The 21,565-nt window shown below is 48.2% G+C and carries 21 protein-coding genes; 2 read left to right on the forward strand and 19 right to left on the reverse strand.

The window, feature by feature from the left end:
• The coding region (locus HMPREF0080_RS06735; RefSeq protein ID WP_006790626.1) for a GTP-binding protein at window positions 1-1,277 on the reverse strand (1,277 nt) is incomplete at its 3' end.
• A gap of 121 nt (window positions 1,278-1,398) precedes the next feature.
• A complete protein-coding gene (locus tag HMPREF0080_RS06740) occupies window positions 1,399-2,598 on the reverse strand; it encodes a M20 metallopeptidase family protein (protein ID WP_006790627.1) in 1,200 nt (399 codons plus the stop codon).
• A gap of 129 nt (window positions 2,599-2,727) precedes the next feature.
• Here HMPREF0080_RS06740 and HMPREF0080_RS06745 point away from each other — a divergent pair, with 129 nt between their 5' ends.
• On the forward strand, window positions 2,728-4,095 hold the full coding sequence (locus HMPREF0080_RS06745) for an aminopeptidase (RefSeq protein ID WP_006790628.1): 1,368 nt from the start codon (window positions 2,728-2,730) through the stop codon (window positions 4,093-4,095).
• 314 nt (window positions 4,096-4,409) lie between these two features.
• Here the strand turns inward: HMPREF0080_RS06745 and HMPREF0080_RS06750 are convergent, their stop codons facing one another.
• From HMPREF0080_RS06750 to HMPREF0080_RS06775, 6 genes are all read right to left on the reverse strand, one after another.
• A complete protein-coding gene (locus HMPREF0080_RS06750) occupies window positions 4,410-5,747 on the reverse strand; it encodes an acetyl-CoA hydrolase/transferase family protein (protein WP_040347472.1) in 1,338 nt (445 codons plus the stop codon).
• A 55-nt stretch (window positions 5,748-5,802) separates the two neighbouring features.
• Window positions 5,803-6,999, reverse strand: a complete 1,197-nt coding sequence (locus HMPREF0080_RS06755; protein ID WP_040347449.1) for a pyridoxal phosphate-dependent aminotransferase — start codon at window positions 6,997-6,999, stop codon at window positions 5,803-5,805.
• Window positions 7,000-7,097: 98 nt separating this feature from the next.
• On the reverse strand, window positions 7,098-7,673 hold the full coding sequence (locus HMPREF0080_RS06760; RefSeq protein ID WP_006790632.1) for an indolepyruvate oxidoreductase subunit beta: 576 nt from the start codon (window positions 7,671-7,673) through the stop codon (window positions 7,098-7,100).
• Window position 7,674: 1 nt separating this feature from the next.
• Window positions 7,675-9,453, reverse strand: a complete 1,779-nt coding sequence (gene iorA / locus HMPREF0080_RS06765; protein ID WP_006790633.1) for an indolepyruvate ferredoxin oxidoreductase subunit alpha — start codon at window positions 9,451-9,453, stop codon at window positions 7,675-7,677.
• Window positions 9,454-9,912: 459 nt separating this feature from the next.
• Window positions 9,913-10,860, reverse strand: a complete 948-nt coding sequence (locus HMPREF0080_RS06770; protein WP_006790634.1) for a 2-hydroxyacid dehydrogenase — start codon at window positions 10,858-10,860, stop codon at window positions 9,913-9,915.
• A 46-nt stretch (window positions 10,861-10,906) separates the two neighbouring features.
• Complete coding sequence (locus HMPREF0080_RS06775; protein ID WP_006790635.1) at window positions 10,907-11,458, reverse strand: 3'-5' exonuclease; 552 nt, start codon at window positions 11,456-11,458, stop codon at window positions 10,907-10,909.
• 309 nt (window positions 11,459-11,767) lie between these two features.
• Here HMPREF0080_RS06775 and HMPREF0080_RS11740 point away from each other — a divergent pair, with 309 nt between their 5' ends.
• The gene (locus tag HMPREF0080_RS11740; protein WP_425358119.1) at window positions 11,768-12,088 is read left to right on the forward strand and encodes a YgjP-like metallopeptidase domain-containing protein; all 321 of its coding nucleotides are present in this window, start codon (window positions 11,768-11,770) and stop codon (window positions 12,086-12,088) included.
• On the opposite strand, the gene HMPREF0080_RS06780 is transcribed toward HMPREF0080_RS11740, so the two are convergent.
• The 11 genes from HMPREF0080_RS06780 to crcB all read right to left on the reverse strand — a co-directional run bounded on the left by HMPREF0080_RS06780 (window position 11,991) and on the right by crcB (window position 21,539).
• Window positions 11,991-13,136 (reverse strand): ABC transporter substrate-binding protein, encoded by a 1,146-nt coding sequence (locus HMPREF0080_RS06780; RefSeq protein WP_006790638.1) that lies wholly within the window; start codon window positions 13,134-13,136, stop codon window positions 11,991-11,993. The genes HMPREF0080_RS11740 and HMPREF0080_RS06780 overlap by 98 nt on opposite strands.
• 36 nt (window positions 13,137-13,172) lie before the next feature.
• Window positions 13,173-13,424, reverse strand: a complete 252-nt coding sequence (locus HMPREF0080_RS09745) for a hypothetical protein (protein ID WP_006790639.1) — start codon at window positions 13,422-13,424, stop codon at window positions 13,173-13,175.
• Window positions 13,425-13,432: 8 nt separating this feature from the next.
• Complete coding sequence (locus tag HMPREF0080_RS09750; RefSeq protein ID WP_006790640.1) at window positions 13,433-13,801, reverse strand: hypothetical protein; 369 nt, start codon at window positions 13,799-13,801, stop codon at window positions 13,433-13,435.
• 33 nt (window positions 13,802-13,834) lie between these two features.
• Window positions 13,835-14,722 (reverse strand): radical SAM protein, encoded by an 888-nt coding sequence (locus HMPREF0080_RS06790; protein ID WP_040347451.1) that lies wholly within the window; start codon window positions 14,720-14,722, stop codon window positions 13,835-13,837.
• A 430-nt stretch (window positions 14,723-15,152) separates the two neighbouring features.
• Window positions 15,153-15,704 (reverse strand): uracil-DNA glycosylase, encoded by a 552-nt coding sequence (locus HMPREF0080_RS06800; protein WP_006790643.1) that lies wholly within the window; start codon window positions 15,702-15,704, stop codon window positions 15,153-15,155.
• The gene (locus tag HMPREF0080_RS06805) at window positions 15,701-17,326 is read right to left on the reverse strand and encodes an ArnT family glycosyltransferase (protein ID WP_006790644.1); all 1,626 of its coding nucleotides are present in this window, start codon (window positions 17,324-17,326) and stop codon (window positions 15,701-15,703) included. Before HMPREF0080_RS06805 ends, HMPREF0080_RS06800 begins: the two co-directional genes overlap by 4 nt.
• Entirely contained in the window at window positions 17,323-18,207 is an 885-nt protein-coding gene (locus HMPREF0080_RS10920) for a glycosyltransferase family protein (protein WP_006790645.1), read from the reverse strand. Before HMPREF0080_RS10920 ends, HMPREF0080_RS06805 begins: the two co-directional genes overlap by 4 nt.
• Window positions 18,161-18,901 carry an ArnT family glycosyltransferase gene (locus tag HMPREF0080_RS10925; protein WP_006790646.1) on the reverse strand — a complete coding sequence of 247 codons (741 nt, stop codon included), beginning with the start codon at window positions 18,899-18,901 and terminating at the stop codon, window positions 18,161-18,163. The genes HMPREF0080_RS10920 and HMPREF0080_RS10925 overlap by 47 nt, the downstream gene beginning before the upstream one ends.
• A 2-nt stretch (window positions 18,902-18,903) precedes the next feature.
• Window positions 18,904-19,491, reverse strand: coding sequence for a DedA family protein (locus tag HMPREF0080_RS06815; protein WP_040347453.1), 588 nt, complete (start codon window positions 19,489-19,491; stop codon window positions 18,904-18,906).
• Window positions 19,492-19,866: 375 nt separating this feature from the next.
• Window positions 19,867-21,045: a M20 metallopeptidase family protein gene (locus HMPREF0080_RS06820; protein WP_006790649.1), complete on the reverse strand. Its 1,179-nt coding sequence runs from the start codon at window positions 21,043-21,045 to the stop codon at window positions 19,867-19,869.
• A gap of 113 nt (window positions 21,046-21,158) precedes the next feature.
• Window positions 21,159-21,539, reverse strand: a complete 381-nt coding sequence (gene crcB, locus HMPREF0080_RS06825; protein ID WP_006790651.1) for a fluoride efflux transporter CrcB — start codon at window positions 21,537-21,539, stop codon at window positions 21,159-21,161.
• Between the last annotated feature and the right edge of the window lie 26 nt (window positions 21,540-21,565).

Below are 21,565 nucleotides of genomic sequence, written 5' to 3' on the forward strand. Positions count from 1 at the left end.
TCTTCTTCACTGATACGCAGGAGAGCGTTTGTTAATTTTTCTTCTTCACCCTTCTTTGCGGGTACGAGGGCGACTGTATGAAGCGGATTGGGGAAACGAATAGCCTCGTAGACGACAGGAAACTCAGGGGTTGCAAAAGTGTCACCCGTCTTGGCGGTATTTAATTTGGGCAAAACGACAATATCACCGGCTGTCGCTTTTTCTACGGGAACCTGTTCTTTGCCGACGAGAGTAAAGATTTTACCGAGTTTTTCTTCTTTGTTTTGTGTCACATTAAGAATTTTATCCCCTTCTTTCAGTTCGCCGGAGAAGATGCGGATATAACTCAATTTGCCGGAGAACGGATCGATAAGAGTTTTAAAGACGAAGCCTGTGAAGGGTTTGTTCGGATAAACCATGACGGGGTCTCCCGACTTTGTGTCCGTACCCATCATGACTTTCTGTGAAGCATCAGGCATATAGCGGACGAGCCGGTTTAGGAGCTCTGTTGTACCGATATGCCGGGTAGCGCTGCCGCACATGACGGGGCATACACGGCCGGTGAGCATACCTTGGTGTAGACCGAACCGGAGTTCTTCCAAGGTCAGTTCATCACCGTTCAAATATTTTTCCAGCAGTTCGTCATCCCCTTCGGCCGCCGCTTCCATGCACATTTCGCGTACTTCACGGGCTTTGGACATATACTGAGGCGGCACTTTGATTTCTTCGATATTCCCGCTTGTCCATTCCCAAGCGATCATCTTGCAAACGTCGATGATGCCGCGGAAATCCGCCCCTTCACCGATTGGGATCTGCAAGGGCATAATGGATTTGCCGAAGACTGCGCGCATTTTTTCAAGTGAGCCGAAGAAGTCGGCATGTTCCGTATCCATTTTATTGACGTAAATCATGCGCGGCAGCTGGAGTTCCACACCATAATCCCAAGCACGTTCCGTATCCATTTCAATGCCGGCTTCGGCCGATACGACAAGAAGAATACCGTCGCATGCACGTAAGGCGGCACGTACTTCCCCGCAGAATTCAGAGTAGCCCGGCGTATCAAGAAAGTTTAATTTAAAGCCGTCCCATTCACAAGGCGCAATACCTAATTGAATGGTAACGTTACGTTTAATTTCTTCCGGTTCGAAATCCATGATGTGCTTATTGTCTTTGCCTACGCCGACTGCGGTCACGGCGCCGCTGGCAAGGAGTAATGATTCTACGACAGCCGTTTTACCGGCGCCGTCATGAGAAAGTACAGCTATGTTGCGGATTTTATCGCTTGCATATTCTTTCATACATCAATCGCCTCCTAAGAATCACGTTACTTATATCATTCTATATAGGAACAAAAAATCCTTTTTTATCCGTACAAATTTATTATAAATTTTATATCGATTTGGAACAACAGCTAAAGTTTCAGTTCTGATTATGCATAGATAAACTTGCCAAGATGAGGGCGGTCATACATTGTATGCCTACGGATAAACAGTTTTCATCGGCCGCAAACTTGTCACTGTGCAAAGGATAAACGGTGTCTCCGGGAGCTGTCGCGCCAAGCCAGAGGAAAGCCCCGGCGTATTTTTGCAGATACCCCGAAAAGTCTTCCGCCGTCATGGCCGGTTCCGGCGGTTCGACAAGAGCTGCCTGACCGAGTTGTCCAATGACAGCCTGTGCAGCTAATGACGCTTCTTGCGGCGTGTTGACGACAGCCGCGTAACCCCGTTCGTATACAAGAGTGCTCGTCGTGCCGTACATGAGATCGAGACCGGCCAGGATATCGGCTATATGCTTTTCTATGGTATCCTGCGTTTCTTTATTATAAGTCCGGCATGTTCCTTCAAGGACCACTTCGTCGGCGATAATATTATAGCGTGTGCCGCCGCAAATTTTGCCGAATGTGAGAACGGCGGGGCAAAGGGGATCAATTTGCCTGCTGATACTTTCTTGAACGGCTGTAATGAATTGCGCCGCCGCAACGAGTGCGTCTATGCCTTTGTGGGGCATAGCCGCATGAGCGGATTGGCCTTTTATTATGATGACAACATGATCGGAAGCCGCCATGACGGGTCCCGTTCTTACCCCGATCGTACCGGTCGGCAAGGCGGGCCAAACATGGAGCCCGTAGACGGCGGCTACGCCGTCAAGGAGGCCCGCTGCGACAATTGCTTTGGCCCCGCCTGTAGGAGCGTTTTCTTCTGCCGGCTGACAAATAAAAAGTATGTTGCCCCGTATAGCAGGTTTCATATCGGCCAAAACGGAAGCCGTACCGATAAGGATGGCCATGTGAGCATCATGGCCGCAGGCGTGCATCTTACCCTCTGTTTCCGAAGCAAAAGAGAGTCCCGTATCTTCTTGGACGGCCAGAGCATCCATATCCGTTCGCAGGGCAACGGTAGGCCCCGGGTGATTGCCCTTAAGGAGTGCCGACACCCCATAGCCGCCTGCGATATTTTCGCGTACATCAAAACCGAGAGCTTTTAATTCACCCGCTAACAAGGCTGCTGTATCCTGTTCTTCGTTGGATAATTCGGGATGCTTATGAATAGTACGGCGTAAATTGATAATATGAGGTAAATATTTTTCTGTCAGATTCGTAATGATTTCCTGTTGCGTCATCTTTAGTTGCCGTCCCTTCCTCTTTTAATGAAATGTATTATAATAAAATAGCCCGTAGACAAAACCGGCATATCGGGATAAAATAATATGCGATAAATATGATTAATTATACCATAAAGGAGGAAGGTAATGAAGGCCTTTGATAAAGAAAATAATGTATGGTCCCGCTTTAGTGAGAAAGAACGTGTCAAGATGGAGGAATATTGCAAGAATTACCGATTCTTTCTGGATACGGCACGAACAGAACGATTGGCGGTAAAAGAAATTTTAAGTCAGGCTGAAAGTGCGGGCTTCCGGTCCATTGATTCGTATACGAAACTTGCTGCAGGCGATAAAGTCTATTGGAATCAAAAAAATAAAGCTGTAGTTCTTGCGGTAATAGGCAAAGAACCGCTGGAGGCGGGCGCTAAAATCGTCGGTTCTCATATTGATTGTCCGCGCCTTGATTTAAAGGCCGCTCCTGTTTTTGAAAAAGATAAACTTGTTTACTTCAAAACCCATTACTACGGGGGAATCCTTAAATATCAGTGGGTCTGCCAGCCTCTCAGTCTGATCTGTGTCGTCTGCATGTCAAACGGCCGGAAAGTGGACGTATCTATCGGTGACGGGCCGGATGATCCGGTCTTTTATATTAATGACCTCTTACCGCACCTGGGCAAGGATCAGGCGGCAAAGAAACTGAACGACGCGATTGAGGGCGAAATGCTCATGCCTATTATCGGTACGCACGGCGAAGAAGAAAAGACGAAGCCTGCCGTTTTAAAACTTTTTAAAGATAAATACGGTATCGAAGAAGAAGACTTCGCCAGTGCCGAACTGGAAATTATACCGGCTCAAAAGAGTCGGGACGTCGGTCTTGACCGTTCCATGATCATGGCTCACGGTCATGATGACCGTGTTTGCTCATATGCTTCAAATGCAGGTATTCTTGATGCGAAAGCCGGCGCTAAGACACAGATCGCCCTTTTTGCAGATAAGGAAGAAATCGGTTCTGTCGGTAATACCGGTGTCCAGTCATCGTATTTTCTCGATTTTATGGCGGAGCTGCTTGCACTTCAAGGGAAAACGGAGGAATTGTATTTGCGGCGCATGCTGCGGCATAGTCGGGTGCTCTCGGCCGACGTCAACGCGGCCCTTGATCCGATTTTTGCAAGTGCTTATGAAGAAAGTAATGCCGCCAGATTCGGTTACGGCATTTGTTTGAGTAAGTATACGCGGCGCCGCGGTAAGTCGGGCAGCAATGATGCCAATGCTGAATTCCTGGCGGAAGTACGTCGTATTTTTAATGAAAATAATGTGCCTTGGCAAACGGGCGAGCTCGGTAAGGTTGACCAGGGCGGCGGCGGTACTATCGCTTATATTATGGCCGATTGGGGATGTGAAGTTGTTGACTGCGGTGTAGCCATGCTGAGCATGCATGCACCGCTTGAGCTCGTCTCCAAGGCCGATGCATACTGTGCGTATTTGGCGTATAAAGCCTTCTTTGAAAGTAAATAGGACAATAAAGTACTTGACGCGTAATAAAGCTGCATCCTCAATCGTATGAGGTGCAGCTTTATTATAGTGGGATATTGACCGAGTACGGTAACCGCTTAGCAGTTATGCGCAACATGTTGCTGTAATTATCCGGAAAGGCGGGAATATCTGTTCTGTCAATCTTGCCGGCAGAAAGGCATTGAAAGGGCATACCTGCATTTGAAGCATGTTACGTAAGGGAAATTTATTTAGAATAAAAATTTTACTCGGTAGATCTTGTCTAACTGTTGTCCGCCTTTTGTGGCGCCGCGTATAAGAGGCGTGAAGAATTCCCTTTATCGCTTATTGGATTTTCGCCAAATGCGTTGCTTTTCCGCTGCCTTAATAAGGCCTTCGCGGAAATCGGGATGGGCCAGAGAGATAATCTTTTCCGCCCGTTGCCAGGTTGTCAGGCCGACGAGATTGGCAATGCCGTATTCCGTCACCATATACGGCGCTTGTGTGCGCGGTGTCGTAATAATATCGCCTTGCGTAAAGCAGGGGAAGATATTGGAATGACATATTCCTTTTTTATCGACATACATCGACGGCATGGCGAGAAAGGCTTTGCCGTGTTCAGCCATATAGGCACCCGTTACGAAGTCAAGCTGTCCGCCTGTACCGCTGATTTGTCGGGTGCCTGACGATTCGGAACAAACCTGGCCGTACAGATCCATGGAGAGGCAACTGTTAATGGAGATAAAATCGTCGAGACGTGCCATGACATTCGGGCTGTTTACGTATGACATGGGTGCTGAGAGAATATCCTCGTTGCGGTCGAGAAAGTCGTAAAGTGCCGGCGAACCCATGCAGATGGAGAAAACTCCCTTGCCGCGATGCAGGGAATTCTTTTTGTTCGTAATTTTGCCCGCTTCGTAAAGGGTTAAATAGCCGTCACTCATCAGTTCCGTGTGCATGCCCAGGTCTTTCAGATCCGAGTCGGCGATAAGCGAACCGAGCGCATTCGGCATACCGCCGATACCGAGCTGTAAGGTCATGCCGTCATGAAGGTATGGGAAAATGTATTCGGCAATTTTCCTGTCGATTTCGCTGGGCCGCCGATTCGGCATAGTCGGTAAAGGAGCATCCGTTTCGACAATACCGTCAACATCGCGGACATGGATATGGTCGTTGGCTAATCCCGAAATGACGGGCATTTTTTTATTCGGTAAGACAATAACTTTATCGGCCGCGTCAATTATTTCCTGCTGACAACAGTTGGTCAGCCCGAAACTGAAATTACCGTGCTTATCCATAGAGGAGACGGTAATGACGGCAATTGTTACTCTTGCAAACCCGCGGGAATAATAAGAACCGCAATCGCGGAAAAGCATCGGTTCATGATAGGCGAAGCCTTGATCAAGATATTTTCTGTCAAGAGCGGAACAGTGCCAAAGATTATACGTAAAGGCTTTCTGTTCCGGATCTTCTTCGACGATGGAAACGGGTTGTGCTGAAATGGCATTGCGTACATTGACTCCCGTCAACTCATCTTTACGAGCGGCCAGGGCGCGGTCAAAATCTGTCGGGAAGGAACAGCACTGGCTGTAATCCACCCAATCGTCGGACTGTACGAGTTCCGCCGCTTCTGCTGCGGTCAGGATCTTTTTTTTGTATTCAGCGTAAATATCCATGAAATCACCTTCCATAAATAGTTCGTAAGTCTCTTGCTGCGGGACGATAAAGGATTCATCGATTTTTATTATACCGGTCCATCAATTTCGCGAAAACGGGGAGCGAGCGTCTGATCATATCGGGACTTACGCAGTAGGAAATCCTGACATACCCGGGACAACCGAAGCTGTCGGCAGGGACGATAAGCAGGTTTAAGGCTCTGGCTTTTTTTGAAAACGCATTGGCATCGTCTTCGGGGGATTTGACGAAAAGATAGAAAGCGCCGCTCGGATAAACGCATTCATAGCCCAAAGCGGTTAAGCCGTTGTAAATAAGTTTACGGTTATCGTCATACAAGGAAATATCCGCTGTTTTTCCCAGACATTTCAAAACGACATCCTGGAAAAGGTGAGGTGCACAGACAAAGCCCATGACGCGTCCGGCACCGCATATGGCCGTGTACACTGCGGCACTGTCCGTAACGCAGGGCGGTACGAGAATATAACCGATGCGTTCACCCGGCAGAGAAAGCGATTTACTGTACGAATAGCAGATAATCGTATTTTCGTAATACTTCGGCACATAGAGAATCGGTAAGCCGTCATAAACGATTTCTCTATACGGTTCGTCTGCAATGAGGTATATAGGATGGCCGATTTCAGCGGATTTTATCTTTAAGAGCGCCGCCAGTTTACGGTATGTATCTTCCGAGTAGACGACACCGGACGGATTATTCGGTGAATTGATAATGAGGATACGTTTATTTGCGGTAATTGCTTTTTCCAGACTTTCAAAAGGGATTTGGAAATATTTCCGATCAGGCGGGACGTCTACTTTTCTTGCCCCCGTATTTTGAATAAATGACGTATATTCGGGAAAATACGGAGCGATAACGATGACTTCATCGTTCCCCGACTCGACAAGAGCTTTGAGCGTTATAGCTAAAGAGGCTGCGGCACCGCAGGTCATATAAAAGTTTTCCGCCGCCACCCCGGCATCGTATGTATTGTTCATGTATTCAGCCAGCCCTTTGCGGACTGTCGGATCTCCGGCCGCCGCTGTATAGCCGTGGACGGCGACCGCTTCGCGAGTTTCCATAATTTCCGTTACCGCCTCTTTTATGCAGGGCGGTGCGGGAACAGTGGGATTACCGATACTGAAATCGAACACGTTCTCCGCTCCTATTTTTGCAGCCTGTTCCTGGCCGTACATGAAAAGATCTCGAATAACGGAAGCTTGGGCTCCCCATTCATACATTTCCTTTGAAGCCAACGAAATCACTCCTTTAGAAGATCAATAATATGCAGATGACGTTGATAAATGAATGACGAAAACGGAAAGGTGCGAGGTTTATGTTGCAGCTCCGAACTCTATACGGCCGCCATGCCGACATCGAATGCTTCCAGATTGATTTCGGCGAATTGCGGTTTGACCGTTCGCACAATGATTTCTTTCCAGTCAATATCCGTAAGGTCAAGGGCTTTGACAAGTGCGCCCAGGAGAACGATGTTGGCGCTTTTCGGATTGCCCAGTTGAGTGGCGATTTGTGTCGCGTTAAGCGGTAAAACGGCAGCTTTCTTTTTTAATTCTTCCATGATCGTTTGCGGATATTTTTTCTTGCCCGACAAGACGGGCATGGGCGGGATTTGTAGTGTATTGACGACTATTTTTCCTCCCGGTTTCAGCTGTTTTAAATAACGGGCCGCTTCCATTTCTTCAAACGAGACGAGAAGATCGGCCGAACCGTTACCGATAATCGGTGAATACACTTTTTTGCCGTAGCGCACCTGTGTGCTTACGGAACCGCCGCGTTGGCTCATACCGTGTACTTCCGACATTTTAACATCGTAACCGCTTTCAATCAAACCGACAGTGAGGATTTTACTTGCAAGGATAGTTCCCTGTCCGCCGACGCCGACGAATAATACGCTTTTAACGTCATTCATATTAACGCGCCTCCTTTCTGTAAATCGCCTTTACAGGACAAACCTGTGCACATACGCTGCAACCTGCGCAGTCGACGGAAATTGTCGATTTTTTCGTTTCGTCATTAAAGCGCAGGGCAGGACAGCCGGTGGAAAGACATTTTTTACAGCCGATACATTTTTCAGAATCAACGGTGAAGGGGATCGTATTCAGGTCAAATTGTTCAAGATCTTCTTTAGTGAACTTTTTCAAAACACAAGGCCACTTGGCAATGATGACTGACGGATTGTCCGTAATGGAATAGGCCCAGTCAAGAGCTGCATTCATTGCCTGTAAATCAAGGGGATTGACAGTACGGACATGTTTCAGTCCGAGGGCGCGGACAACCTGTTCAATATCAATGAATGTGGTCGTATCACCTTTGATGGTATAGCCTGTGCCGGGGTTTTCCTGATGACCCGTCATGCCGGTAATGCGATTATCGAGGATGACATTAATTGTCGCCGAGCCGTTATATGCGACTTCGATCAGAGAGTTGATGCCCGTATGGAAAAAAGTTGAGTCGCCCATGATGCTGACAATTCGCTTATTTTGACTGCTCTTTTTAAAAGCGTGAAACATTCCGTGTCCGACAGAGAAGGCGCTGCCCATACATACGGCGAGATCGATGGCATTTAACGGTTCCGCACCGCCCAAAGCATAGCAGCCGATGTCGCCGATCATGACTGTATCCTTGCGCTTTCCCAATGTATAGAAGAAGCCGCGGTGGGGACAGCCGGCACAAAACGTGGGCGGACGGGGTACAAGGAGGTCTTCCGGTATATCCGTATATGCGTTTTCTTTGTCTGAAAGGGCTTTAGCAATAATGTTCGGATTGAGTTCATCAATTTTGGAAATTCTGTCTTTGCCGTGACAGTCTATGCCGGCACTCCTGATGATTTCTTCCATGTACGGATCCAGCTCTTCAATAACGTACATTTCACTGACGGCAGCACGAAATTCACGGATTTTTTCGATCGGCATCGGATAGGAAAGGCCTACTTTAAAATACGAAGCGGTGTTGCCGAATACTTCTTTAGCATACATATAAGCCGCGCCTGCCGCGACAATACCGATTTCGGCATCATTTATTTCTGCGTAGTTCCAGGGACAGTTATTGGAGTAAGCTTTTAACTTTTCTTCCCGTTCCTCAACGACATAACGCCGTATTTTCGACACGGCGGGAATGGCGTCATTCCGCTCGGGATGTTTTTCGTAAAGAACAGGCGGTATCTCCTGACGGCCGCCTTCTTCGACCAGACTCTTGGAGTGACAGACGCGGGTCGTCATGCGAATCATGACGGGAACTTCAAATTCATTGCTGATGCGGTATGCGTCTTTTGTCATATCGAGACATTCTTGCGAGTCGGACGGCTCGATCATTGCGATTTTTGCGAATTTGGCATAATTGCGATTATCCTGTTCATTCTGTGAAGAATGCATGCCCGGATCGTCGGCGGAAACAAAAACGAAACCGCCGTTTACGGCGAGATAAGCAAAGGTGAATAACGGGTCCGACGCAACGTTTACCCCGACCATCTTCATTGCGGCAAAAGAACGCACGCCGGCCATAGAGGCGCCGATAGCCGCTTCCATAGCCGCTTTTTCATTCGGTGCCCATTCGGAATAAATTTCATCATACTGTGATACATTTTCGAGTATTTCCGTACTCGGCGTGCCGGGGTAGGCGGAAGCAAAGGATACACCCGCTTCATAAAGGCCTCTGGCGACAGCTTCGTCGCCGGTCATCAATTTTTTCATGGCATGTCCTCCTTTTTATACTGCACAGTACTGTTATACGTCCGCATAAGATGAGAAAAATTTTTTTATTTGTATAAGAACATTATACCAATTTTATAAAACAGGTACTAAGAGTATTTGAGATAATCGGTACACCTGAATGAGTAATACGGATATAAAAAGAGTGGACATGTATTTACATTTTGCTACGAGAAAAAGGCAGAAAGGGAGTGACTATGGAGAAGATATTTTTTGAGGCCCGATGAGCTGACAAAAAGAAGTTGAAACATTCTTTGGATGTATGGCCCCGGGCTGCGGCGTATGATGATACAGGCGGTACCGGCGGACTTGTCGGAACTGCCGCCTGTACATCTATACTTGTCTATGTTGCTGTCGTATTGGTATAAAAAAGTCTTCCGAAAGCGGAACAATAGATGTCCCTCTTTCGGAAGACTGATCGTAGCCGATGATTTGTCTTGGCTAAAGAATAATATTCTGTTGATTTCCGGCAAGAAACGTATGGATATTATCAAATACAATGGCCGCCCGTTTACGCATCGATTCGCGTGTAGCAAAGGCTACGTGCGGTGTAACAATCGTATTTTTGGCATGGAGCAGGGGATGAGCCGTATTAAGGGGCGGCTCCGTTTCAAAGACATCAATGCCGGCACCGGCAATTTTGCCGCTGTTTAAAGCGTCGGCCAACGCCCGGGAATCGACAACCGGCCCGCGCGCTTCGTTTATGAGATAGGCTGTCGGTTTCATGTATGCCAGGGTTTTTGCATTGATGATATTGCGAGACTGATCGGTAACGGGGCAGTGGAGAGAGACAATATCGGCCTGCTCCATAAGCTCTTTTATGGGCAGGTAGGTGATAAGATCGGTATCGTCCTTTTTTGAGAAACCGTTATAAGCAATAATCTTTGCACCGAAGGCATGAGCCAGTTCGGCTACGCGGCTGCCAATCGCGCCGGTACCGAAGAGGGCCACTGTCTTGCCTTCCAGCTCGGAGCCGACGAGGCCGGATTTTGTACCGCCGTTACGGCACGCATCTTCCACCGCCCTGACGTTGCGTAAAAGATTGAGCATCATAGCGATAGTAAGCTCCGCAACGGCGACAGTAGAGTAACCGGAAGCGTTGCTGACTTTAATGCCTTTGCCTTTGGCCGCTTCGAGGTCAACGTGGTCAACGCCCGTAAAAGCGACGTCAATGTATTTTAAGTCGGGGCAGGCCTTGATGACTTCTCCTTTCAGGGGCATATTGGCAATAATGATGATATCTGAGTCTTTTGCTTCTTCAATCTGCCTGGCCGTGTCCTCCGTTCGTTCGTATGCAGTGAACCGGTGTCCTTCTTTTTCTAATGCTTCTGCATAAGATTGGAGTATTTCGTCTGAAATTCCTAAGGATTCAAGTAACACGATTTTCATGGCAAAGTGCCTCCTTTAACAAAATAGATAAAATATGAAATTAATGTCAGAACCGTTTTAATACAAGTCCGCTCCGATCGAGCAAATCTTCCATTGAGACGGCTCCCGTTTTCTCGGCAGCCGCCTTGACGATGAGGGCACATGCACGAGCGTCATCCAAGGCTTGATGATGTCGGAACGTATAGCCTAAATAATTTACGACCGTATCAAGCTTATGGTTGCGAAGATGCGGCCAGATTTTGCGGGATAACTCGACCGAACAAACATAGGACGCATTGATACCGTCAAGGTTATATGTCTTAATCAGACTGCGCAGGACGCGCGTGTCGAAGACTGCATAATGGGCGACGAGGATACGTCCGTCCAGGCGTTTTTTTATAGCCGGCCAGAGAACATTGAATTTTTCTTTATGTGCGACCATTTCCGGTGTAATCCCGTGGATGCGGATATTTTCTGCCGCAAAGGTTGGAAAGGGCGGTTTGATGAGCGTATACCTTTCGTGAATCTCTGTACCGGATACACTCACCGCTGCAAGGGAGCAGGCGCTGTTGGCATATGTATTTGCCGTTTCGAAATCTATGGCTGTAAATTGGAGCATAACATAATCCTTTCCGGCTTTATATGCTAAAAACTTCAGGATATACTATGGGGCTAAGATGAAACGGACACGACGTATCCGTATTGATTTACAGGAATATACATATGAATTGGCGCGGCTAGAGAATAAAAAATATCAATTTTCACGTACGGCCGGATCGCACTCCGTTATATATCGGCGCCGCAACAGGTACCGTTAAGAAATATCGAAGTGTTTTTACGACGAGAAGGCGGATTTATCAGAAGGGCCTTCGCCTGTTTTGGCTTTTATCTCTGCGGCACGGGTACCGGGTTTTTTCGGCAGTGACGCCTGACTTCACGATGGGGATCCTGTGTACCCTTCAAAACGATGATCACATTAAATACGTATTTAGCTGTAATGGAGGCGGAATACCTTGAACAGGCCGTTTTCCATGAACCGTGCCATTTTTTGAAAACCAATCATTCGGTGCGTTGCTGTGGCCGGATGATAAAAATCATGCCTGTTTGGCGGTTATACCGAGAGAAGTTATGCTTCTACCCGCCTGCTGTATTTAAGGGGCCAGTCTGCACAGCAGCGCGGCACTGCCTTGCCAGAAGGTCAGAATATGAACTTTTCTGTCCGGGCTGTGATCGGCGCGCACGGAAATAGTACCCGTTGCCCCGTTATAATTGCTGATCTTAGTCAGAGCGGCGGCAATATCCGCACTGTTGAGGGACGCGGATTCTTCCGCGGCTGCCGCAACAAGCATGGCCGCATCAAAGGAAAGGGCCGCATATTTGTCGGGAATCGTGCCGTATTTTTCGTAATATCGTTCAGCAAAAGTTTCACCGGGGGCATAGGTGGCGTCATTGATATATTGGTCCGTAAAAAACAGATTGTTCAAGTATGGTAGAGGCAGGAGATCAGCCATGTCATCTTCCGACCAAAGGGATGAACCGAGAACGGGGACGCTCAGCGTGCCGTTTCGTACGGCGCTGACGTAGGCTGCCGCAGTATCGGTAGGCAGGGGCAGATACACCGAATCGTACGGTGCCGATTGTAAGTGGAAAACGATGTTTTCCGGCGTTACCGTTGCCGTATCGGCAATAGGAGCATCTTGATTCATAAAGGCGGCATACGCTTCAGCCGCTTCAGCCGATGCGGCATTTTTATTGTCGCATATAATGAGACTTTTCGATTTATGCAGGACAGTTGCGGCAAAGTTTGCCATAGCAGCTCCTTCACGTTCGGGCGGCAGTGCCATTTGGAATACATGATTGTACGGTTTTCCTGTTTCTGCGCTGTAGGACCAGGCCCGGTTTGTTGCGATTGGGCTGATAAGAGCTATATTTTGGCTTTCGGCGACAGGGACGGAAGCGTCTATCAGGTCTTCGCGCAACGGCCCGATAACGGCGGCAACGTGTCGCAGATGTAAATCTTCCATCGCCGTTGCCGCCCCTGTGGCCGTACCTTTATTATTCATACTGATTAATTGCACGGGTTTACCGAGAACGCCGCCTTTTTCATTCAGCATATCCGCCGCCATTTCAACACCCTGTTCCGCATGTAAAGCCGCCATGGTACCGTCATCCGTGCCATTCAGGCTGATGCCGAGACGTGCGGAGCTATGGGTATGCCTGTAGTGAAGGCCGCCGCCAATCGCGGCGATGACCATAAAAAGCAGAGAAAGAAACACTGTTTTTTTATTCTTTTGCATGATACGCTTCCTCTGCGGAAGTGAACGGCAACCCTTTTAGATAGGTATAGGACCGTCGAGGCCCCGATAGATTTTGGCACCGCCGGCAGTCGTATATGTATCCAATACCGACATGTCGGTATCGTTGTAACGACGGTCTGCGGGAATACGTTTATACGGGAGCTTTTCTAAGAGCCGTTTGACGGCCGGACGGAGTACATCATCGGGATTGTTCAGAGTGATTGCTTCTTCACGGCCTCTGCCGTTCACTCCGTACGTTTCGACAGTACCGGTCTCGCGATTGTACACATAGAGGCTTAAACGGTAATCGTATTCTTATATATGTCGTCTTCATAGGTGAGGATGTTGTGATATTGACGCCAGTACCAATGATTTACAAAGGGGATGATGACAAGATCCGCCCCGTACTTGGCGGCGAGTTCTTCAAAGCGAGCGACAGTAATATCTTTTGAGGAAATTGTTTCTCCGGCATCAATGCGGTTCCAATAAGGAATGCGGAAGGGTTCGCGAATACTCTTGCTCAAGTATGTTGCCGCATAATTGTCTTGTGTCGTGTCGAGGATTACGACAGTACGGCTGTTATCAAAAGTGACCGTGCCGTCGGCCGCAAAGACCGGGAAAAAGAATGCCTGTAACGCGATGAAAAAAAGTATAAATTTTTTCATAGTCCGTCCTTTCTTTATACGTGCCGTAATCAGTTAAAAGTTACCCGTGTTATTACGCAGAGGAAGCGTATCATTCAGACGTTGTATGTAAGGTTTTACAGACGTCAGCATTTTTGCTTTATCTTCAGGTAAGGTACCTGCAAGAGCAAAGAGATTGGAAACATGATTACTGCGGAAAATACAAGGATCAGTAACAGTAATATTTTTTAAAATAAGGTACAATTCCTCTAAGAAACCGCGTGCCGTTAAAGGCACAAAACCGCCGTTATCAACATCCTTTTTTAACGGCGCGTCATCGGGGATCATCAGGGTTAAAGCGCTGAGCATTGTCGGATTGACGGCTGAAATGACATCTGCCGTTTCCTCGACGTGTTCTTTGGAAAGGCCCTGTCCGCCCAAACCGAGGAGAATCATGGCGGAAAGCTTCATGCCCGCGGTTAACGCCTTACGACAGGCGCGAACGGTTTGTTCTTTTGTTTCGCCTTTTTCGACATAACGGAGCACTTTGTCGCTGCCGCTTTCGATGCCGACATAGACTATTTTTAAACCGGCCTCCTTGAGGGCTTTGAGTTCTTCCGGCGTTTTTCTGTCCAAGTCGGCAACTGTTGCGTATGCGCCTACGCGGGTGAGGGCGGGGAAGGCGGCGTAACATGATTTAAGAATATGCAGAAGCGATTGGACCGGCAAGACCAGCGCATCGCCGTCCGCTAAAAAAACACGGCGCGTATAGGGCATGGCCGCCGCGGCGCGTTCGATGATCCCGTCGATTTCAGCAAGCGGGCGAATACGGAATTTAGAACCTTTATACATGGTGCAAAAACGGCATGTATTATGGGAGCAGCCGATTGTCACGCGGAGAATAAAGCTGCGGGCTTCGCTGGGAGGTCTGAAAACAAGACCTTCCGCATCATCGATTATCATACTATCACCTTTCGGATTATATTAGTGTAAACGTACATGTCTATTATATACAGTGCCGCTTAAAAATGATAGTATGTCCTCTCTTTACCGCAGTTGTTAAAAGAGGCCTGCTGCTGTGGTGACCTTCAATCGTTAGTGTTTGATCTAACTTGGGAGGCGCCTCATGCAAAAGGTCTCTTTCGGTTTGTTTATCGTACTTTATTGCAGGACCGGTCATTTCTTGCATAGGCATGGGTATCGTGTCTTTTCCTGTCGCGCCGGCAGCTTCGGGTTTCAAGATCTTGCCGATAGAGAGCGCAGCCATTCGCCGAAGTCACGGCGGAACTGCCCTGCTCCGCCGTTGGCGGGATGCCGCATGGCTGTGGCAGCTATACCCGCCGTATTTAATGTTTCCGCAGATTTACGTCCTATTGCGGCGATGTGTAAATTTTTACAGAAAAGGGCCCAGCAGATTTTGTGTATATATGAGGCCTGCGGCAAGTTCACTGTTTGTCGGAGTGCGGTTTGAGAAGAGATTGCCTTCTTTGTGAGGATGAAAGGGGTAAATATTCCATAGGAGGACAGATTGCGGGTCAAGACCGTTTTCTACAATAGCCCCCCAAATATAGGTGTCCGTCGGTTCATTCATACCGCCTCGTCGTTGCGCCGTTGAAGTCAGGTAAGGTGAATCGGGACGACTTGTGCGCTTACCCGGCACGCCGATAATAGACTGTGCGCCTATTGTCTTGTGCAGCCCTAAGAGCATGCGCTCACATGTAATGGCGATGCCTGTGAAATGCCCTCCCTGATAACCGGCCGCTTCGGCGATAACAACGTATTTGACCTTGTCAAGACGCAGGTTCAGATAGTGCCGGAGCTGGGCCCGTCGGATTTGCGGCGCTTCGGGCCCGATATCGCTGAGTTCGTCATAGTCGTGCCACGGATTAAATGTGTTTCCGCCTTTATATGAAGATAGAGACTTGATGAATGAAGATATGCTCATGGTGTGCCCTTTCGCGGCATATAGACAGTGAAGGTACCGTATTGCCCTGTTGCCGTCATGTAGTCTTTAAATTCGCTTTTCTCGAAGTCCTTAAGGCGGCTTTGCGGTACGATAAGGCTTACGGCTTCTCCTCGCTGCAGGCGGTGCATAAAGACAGGCGCGTCTTCAACGGCAAAGAGATGTTTTTGTGTCCATACGGCATCTCGTTGCAGGCGTATACTTTCGTCGTAATCGGCAGGAGCAATGAAGGCGGCCTCTCTGCCCGTATAATAGACAAAGGAAGTGCGGAATTCTTCGAAAAAATATATCCTGCCGTTTAAGGCAGCGGCCTTTTCCGCAAGGGGCACGGCAGATCTGTACATATAGAAAGGGACGAGTACCTGCCATGTAAGAAGAATGTAAAGTGTTGCCGTGCCTAAGGAAACCAGAACCGGCAGTGCCGTGTAAGCTTTCAGTTTTTGGGCCGTGCCTATGCAGAACACGGCCGACGGAATGAAAAGAAGAAGCGGCCACATGCTGCCGAGAGCAATGTAGTCAACGCGCACGATAAGTGCTGCAAGCCAGATGAGTAACCAGAAAAAGAGCGCCGGCCCCGTAAGAATGAACCAGGTCTTGTTTTTTTCCCGGTCATATATGCGGACGAGGCCCAACATACCGAAGTAAAGAAGCGGTATATGTGCAATATAGGCATATGTGGGATATTTAGTGGCCATGAGGGTATAAAAGAGAATGGTCACACCGGCCCAAAGAGTTAAGAAAAGTGGAAAGCCGCTTTTTCGGAAAAAGTGCGTTATGCCGTAAAGACAAACACCTGTCCAGGGCAGAAGAGCTGCCGGAACAAGAAGTAAATAGTAGTAGAAAACATTTTCTTCCGGATGCTCCGAAACAGTTGCCCGCGTAATATTGTTGAAGCCCAAAAGGCCGTCCAGGAATTCCCGGCCGTGCATATTGTACATGTAGATAAACCAGGGCATGCAGAGGAGCAGAAAAATAAGAATTCCTTCGGGGAGGAAGACTCGCCGCAGATAGACAGATTTACGTTCTGCCGCAATATAAAGAAGAATAATAAGCCCCGGCAGGACAATACCCACGGGCCCTTTCGTAAGTACCGCCAAAGCGGCAGCCCCATAGGCGATACATGTATGGGAACGGGCGTTTTCGGTTATACCGATGTAAAGGCTGAAAAGCGCCGTTTCCGTGAAGAACAAGAGCCACTGATCCGTCAGTACAGAATGAGAAAGGATCCAAAAGAGAAGCGATGTCGCCGTCATGGCGGCGAGTAAGTTAGCCATGACCGGACTGTTGCCGCGCCGTTTTACGTAATAAGTGAGGACCGTAACGGAAAGAGCTCCGCTGACGGCGAAGGGCAGGCGTGTCGCAAAGTCACTGTAACCGAAAAGTGTGTACGACAGGCAGAGGGACCAGTATGTAAAAACCGGCTTATCATACCAAAATGTGTTATAAATGCGCGGTGACAGCCAATCTCCGGCAAGGACCATTTCTTTGGCTGTCAGCGCATAGTTTGATTCAACCGGATCCGTGACGACCAAAAGGCTGTTCCCTATAGACAAAAAGATAAAAGTAATAATGAAGACAGGCAGGAGAGAGCGTATATATCTCATAGCGGCTCCTTTGTATTGACTAAAATAAGCTGTCCCGGTGTTGTCCTGACGATTTGCCAATAATTCAGATCCGGCTGTGTCTGCAACAGTTTATTGTATGTTGAACGTTGCATGATGAAATATGCTTTCTGCGGTATTGTGCGAATTTTTTTGAAATCGGGGGCTTCATTGATTTCCCAAGCTGTACCGGTAATGTTGCCGTAAAAAGCAAGGGCCGGACAGAGGAATTTCTCTATGTACACAGTTGTGTTGCCCGTTTCCAGACTCACATAGTCGGCGGCGATGGTTTTGCCGGATATGTATTCCTGTGCTTGCGGCAAAACTCCCGCAAAGGCAACTGTCATGAAAGCGAACATGGAAAGGATAGTACAGATAAGAGCCGCTCGCCAATTTTTCAGTTGCATACAGATGGCAGGCAGGACGAGTGCGGCTGTGAGAAGCAGGGAGGCCCAGAGGATCGGGGTAGAGAAAAAAAGAGCGTTTTCGTTCAAGGGAATGGCATTACATGCCAGAAGAATAAGGCCGCCTATATAAGACGATACCAGCCAAATGCGGGGCAATCTGCCGATTCGCTTCAGTGCGTATGTATACCAGCCGAGGATAATGGACAGGGGCGGGAAGAGAGGGGCGATGTATGTGACCAGCTGGGTTTTGGAGAAGGAGAAAAAAACAAAAATAAAAACTGCCCAGATGAGACAGAAGAGGAGTCCGTCGTGATAAGGACCGTTACCGCGGATAATACGGTACATAGCTTGAAAAAGCGCTCCCGTCCACGGCATCATGGCACCCAAGACGATAGGAACAAAGAAGAAAATACTGTTTTGGCCCGGATGTTCAGGGGCGGCAAAGCGAGTGAAATTGTGATATCCGATAAAAAGCATCCGTGAACGCCGCGCCGTGAACCGCATACATGGCAATGTACCAGGGCAGACCGATGAGAAAAGCAAGAAATATCCCCCGGGGGATCTTCATTTCTTTCAGCAAAGTCCAGCGGCGCGTAAAAATAATATAGAGCAGCATGATTATTGCCGGAAAGGCGTAACCGACGGGACCTTTGGCGAGAAGTGCCAGGCCGCAGCCTGCATAGGCGGTATAATACTGTTTTCTGTAAAAAGCGAGCATCGTAAAAGTAAGTGTAAAGACGAGAGTCATATCCGTGACGGCCGCTTTACCGATATAAATAAAACCGAGAGATGTCAGGAGAACGACAGCCGCGCGAAAGGCAATATGCTTATTGAAAATAGCCCGACACTGAATGTAGACAGTACCGATTGTGGCCAGGCCCATTATGGCGCTGGGTAAGCGGGATGTATAATCGCTTATGCCGAAGAGAGAATAAGAAATCATTTCCAGCCAATAAAACAGAGGCGGCTTATCATACCAAAAATTGCCGTAAATGCGAGGCGACAACCAGTCGCCGGCGGCAAGCATTTCCCGTGCTGTCTGACCGTATACCGGCTCATCCGGGTCAATAAGGGGGAACATGCCTAAAAAAGGCAGCAAAAAAATTGCTGCCAGGAAGAAAACGCTCAGCCCGTAACGGTTATCCAGAATGTAATTGACAACTGCCTTCATGCTTACGGTCTCCCTTTGCGGCGTTTATAGAGAAATAAAATACCTGTAAGTGCACAGATAAGGACAAGAACGATGAAAAAAATATGATTATATTGAATCAGATCCTGCCAATGGCTACCCAGTACGGAGCCGGCCCAGACGAGGAGAAAGGTCCAGGGAATTGTGCCGATAACTGTCAGGACAATGAATTTGCCGAAGGGATAACGAGCTACCCCGGCAGGAAAGGAAATGAAAGTACGTACGCCGGGAAGGCAGCGACAGAGGAGAACGGCCATACCGCCGTATTTTGTAAACATTTTTTCGGCTGTTGTAAATTTTTTTTCGTTAAAAAGTATATATTTTCCGTATTTTAACAAGAGAGGCCGGCCGCCGTATAACCCGAGCCAATAGCTTATTACTGAACCGAAAACGCCGGCTGCGCAGGCGATGACGAAGGTTGTCCAGAATTCGAAAATATGCTGAGAAATCAAAAAGCCTGCAAAGCCTAAAATGACTTCACTCGGAATAGGGATGTTGGCGTTTTCCGCAGCCATAGCAAAAAACATAGCCACATAGCCGTATGATTCCATTAATTGAAGTAATGTATCCAATGCTAATCTCCTGTAAATAAAGGCTCCCGCGTATATTAAACCTTTCCTATCATATCATACGCGGCAGTCCTTGCCAAACACGGAATACGGAATATAAAATAACTATTATTGCGGCTTAAATGGCGCGAAATACAAGAGGATATAATAATTTAAAAAGCATGTATATGTTCCGGAAAGAAGAATGACAAGAACTGTTTTTAAAACCGGCGGTAGAGCCCGCGGATTGAGAAACCGGGTGCCGTTCAAAAACGGAAAAGATGCAGTGTAGTATGCGGCACAGCCGTTATCACTCAATCTGCGCATACAAATGAGTAAAGATTAGTTTGGGAGTAACCCTTTTATAATGGAAAAACACAAAAGTTCTGCGCCTCGCGGTTATAGGTTCCGGCCGTAAGAAGGCAAATAATAAATGAGCGCTGCCGTTGCTTCGCACGTATATTTGAGCATACTGCTGTCCCAAATAAAGGAGGAAGAATAAGGGCGCAGAGGGATGCCTTCGTGGATACCGACAAAACAGGAAAATATCGGCATGTGTTCCCCGAAGCGCGCAAAATCGTCCGATCTGAAATCGGGGGACGTCTTGATAACGGTAAAACGATCGGCGCAGTATGTTTGCCAGATTTCTTCACACGCTGCAGTAATGGCGGTGTCGTTTTTGCCGACAGGCGCGACAAAACAATGCTCCCATGTACAGTCTGTACGGCATAACTCTTCGAGTTCGGCGAGAATATCCCGACGTATGTCATCGTCAAAGGTGCGGAGAGTACCTTTTATTTCGACCCGGTCAGGTATTACCGCAGTCGTGTTACCGCCGTTGAAGCGGCCAAAGGAGATAAGCGCCGCCGTATTTTGCTTTTGCAATGTAGCGACATAATCACTGATTTTGCCGATAAGGGAAAGGCCTTTGCGTATTGCGTCGTCCTGCGGGGCTACTTGCGTGCAATGGCCGCCCGTACCGTTAACGGTAATCGTGAAATCGTCCCGTGACGCGAAGATCGTGCCGCTGCAGAAGCCTATTTCGCCGCCCGCAAGTGTACCGTCTATCTGTATATTCAAGGCGCAATCGACAGGCGGATTAGTAAGAACGGCGCTGTCGATCATTTTTTCGGCACCGCCGCGGGTTTCCGATTCCGGTTCAAAAGCCAGGCGGACGTTGCCGCGTAAACAGTCCGCATGAGTAGTCAAAAGTTTTGCCAAGCCGAGAAGGGTTGCTGTATGGCCGTCGTGTCCGGCGGCGTGCATTACGCCCGGAAATATAGAGGCGTACGGTGAATCATCGGTTTCTTCAAGCGGTAAGGCATCGGTTGCGGCTCGTACCAACACTGTCGGTCCCGGCAGAGCACCGTGAATTATACCGGTAATACCTGTACCGGCAATTATTTTTACATCTGCGACGCCCGTGAGCGTCAATTCGCGAAAAATTGTCTTGCATGTATCGAATTCTTTGCCGCTTAATTCGGGTCGGGCATGAAAGTATTCGCGCATTTCCATCATATAGGGCAGTACTTTACGGACGGCTGTCCTGATCGAAAAATCGGGTGCGTACGTTGTCATGTGAAACACCTCCCACAGGCAAAATTATATCTGCGTGTTCTGAGTTTATACAGTATTAAATTTATAGTTTTCGGCATGAAACGGCGGGAAGATCTTTGCCGGAGAAAATACGATTAAAATAATAGTTCACCTATGATCAGGCCGGCAAAACAACACAGAAAAGTGATAACTATATTTAACAGAGCATACGTACAGGCGTATGTAAAGCTGCCCGTACGCAGTAAGGTGATGAACTCGAGGTTGTATGTGGAAAATGTCGTGAATCCGCCGAGAATACCTGTAACGATAAAGAGTTTCACTGTCGGGGGGAGCGCGGCGTGAACTGCGAAATAACTTGCCGAAAGACCGATGAGGAAGGAGCCGATAATGTTGACGAGGGCCGTCCCGTACGGGAAGACGGCACCGCCGTGCGCACTTGCCCACGCAGAAATAACGTACCGCAGTGCCGCTCCGATGCCGCCGCCGCAAGCAATGAATAACAGTTTTTCCGCCATAAGATCCTCTCCTTTTTATCTTAATG

The sequence above is a fragment of the Megasphaera geminata F0357 genome, assembly GCF_000239275.1.
Lineage (GTDB): Bacteria > Bacillota > Negativicutes > Veillonellales > Megasphaeraceae > Megasphaera > Megasphaera geminata.

What these genes read in the sequence shown, in the direction of transcription:
- HMPREF0080_RS06745 (WP_006790628.1), top strand. Translation starts at nt 2,728, where the DNA reads ATGAAGGCCTTTGATAAAGAAAATAATGTATGGTCCCGCTTTAGTGAG.
- HMPREF0080_RS10925 (WP_006790646.1), bottom strand. Translation starts at nt 18,901, where the DNA reads ATGAAGGCAGTTGTCAATTACATTCTGGATAACCGTTACGGGCTGAGC.
- HMPREF0080_RS06780 (WP_006790638.1), bottom strand. Translation starts at nt 13,136, where the DNA reads ATGCAAAAGAATAAAAAAACAGTGTTTCTTTCTCTGCTTTTTATGGTC.
- HMPREF0080_RS10920 (WP_006790645.1), bottom strand. Translation starts at nt 18,207, where the DNA reads ATGCTTTTTATCGGATATCACAATTTCACTCGCTTTGCCGCCCCTGAA.
- HMPREF0080_RS06760 (WP_006790632.1), bottom strand. Translation starts at nt 7,673, where the DNA reads ATGAATGACGTTAAAAGCGTATTATTCGTCGGCGTCGGCGGACAGGGA.
- HMPREF0080_RS06820 (WP_006790649.1), bottom strand. Translation starts at nt 21,045, where the DNA reads ATGACAACGTACGCACCCGATTTTTCGATCAGGACAGCCGTCCGTAAA.
- iorA (WP_006790633.1), bottom strand. Translation starts at nt 9,453, where the DNA reads ATGAAAAAATTGATGACCGGCGACGAAGCTGTCGCCAGAGGCCTTTAT.
- HMPREF0080_RS09750 (WP_006790640.1), bottom strand. Translation starts at nt 13,801, where the DNA reads ATGAAAAAATTTATACTTTTTTTCATCGCGTTACAGGCATTCTTTTTC.
- HMPREF0080_RS06770 (WP_006790634.1), bottom strand. Translation starts at nt 10,860, where the DNA reads ATGAAAATCGTGTTACTTGAATCCTTAGGAATTTCAGACGAAATACTC.
- HMPREF0080_RS06750 (WP_040347472.1), bottom strand. Translation starts at nt 5,747, where the DNA reads ATGGATATTTACGCTGAATACAAAAAAAAGATCCTGACCGCAGCAGAA.
- HMPREF0080_RS06740 (WP_006790627.1), bottom strand. Translation starts at nt 2,598, where the DNA reads ATGACGCAACAGGAAATCATTACGAATCTGACAGAAAAATATTTACCT.
- HMPREF0080_RS06805 (WP_006790644.1), bottom strand. Translation starts at nt 17,326, where the DNA reads ATGAGATATATACGCTCTCTCCTGCCTGTCTTCATTATTACTTTTATC.
- HMPREF0080_RS06775 (WP_006790635.1), bottom strand. Translation starts at nt 11,458, where the DNA reads ATGCTCCAATTTACAGCCATAGATTTCGAAACGGCAAATACATATGCC.
- HMPREF0080_RS06790 (WP_040347451.1), bottom strand. Translation starts at nt 14,722, where the DNA reads ATGATAATCGATGATGCGGAAGGTCTTGTTTTCAGACCTCCCAGCGAA.
- HMPREF0080_RS06800 (WP_006790643.1), bottom strand. Translation starts at nt 15,704, where the DNA reads ATGAGCATATCTTCATTCATCAAGTCTCTATCTTCATATAAAGGCGGA.
- crcB (WP_006790651.1), bottom strand. Translation starts at nt 21,539, where the DNA reads ATGGCGGAAAAACTGTTATTCATTGCTTGCGGCGGCGGCATCGGAGCG.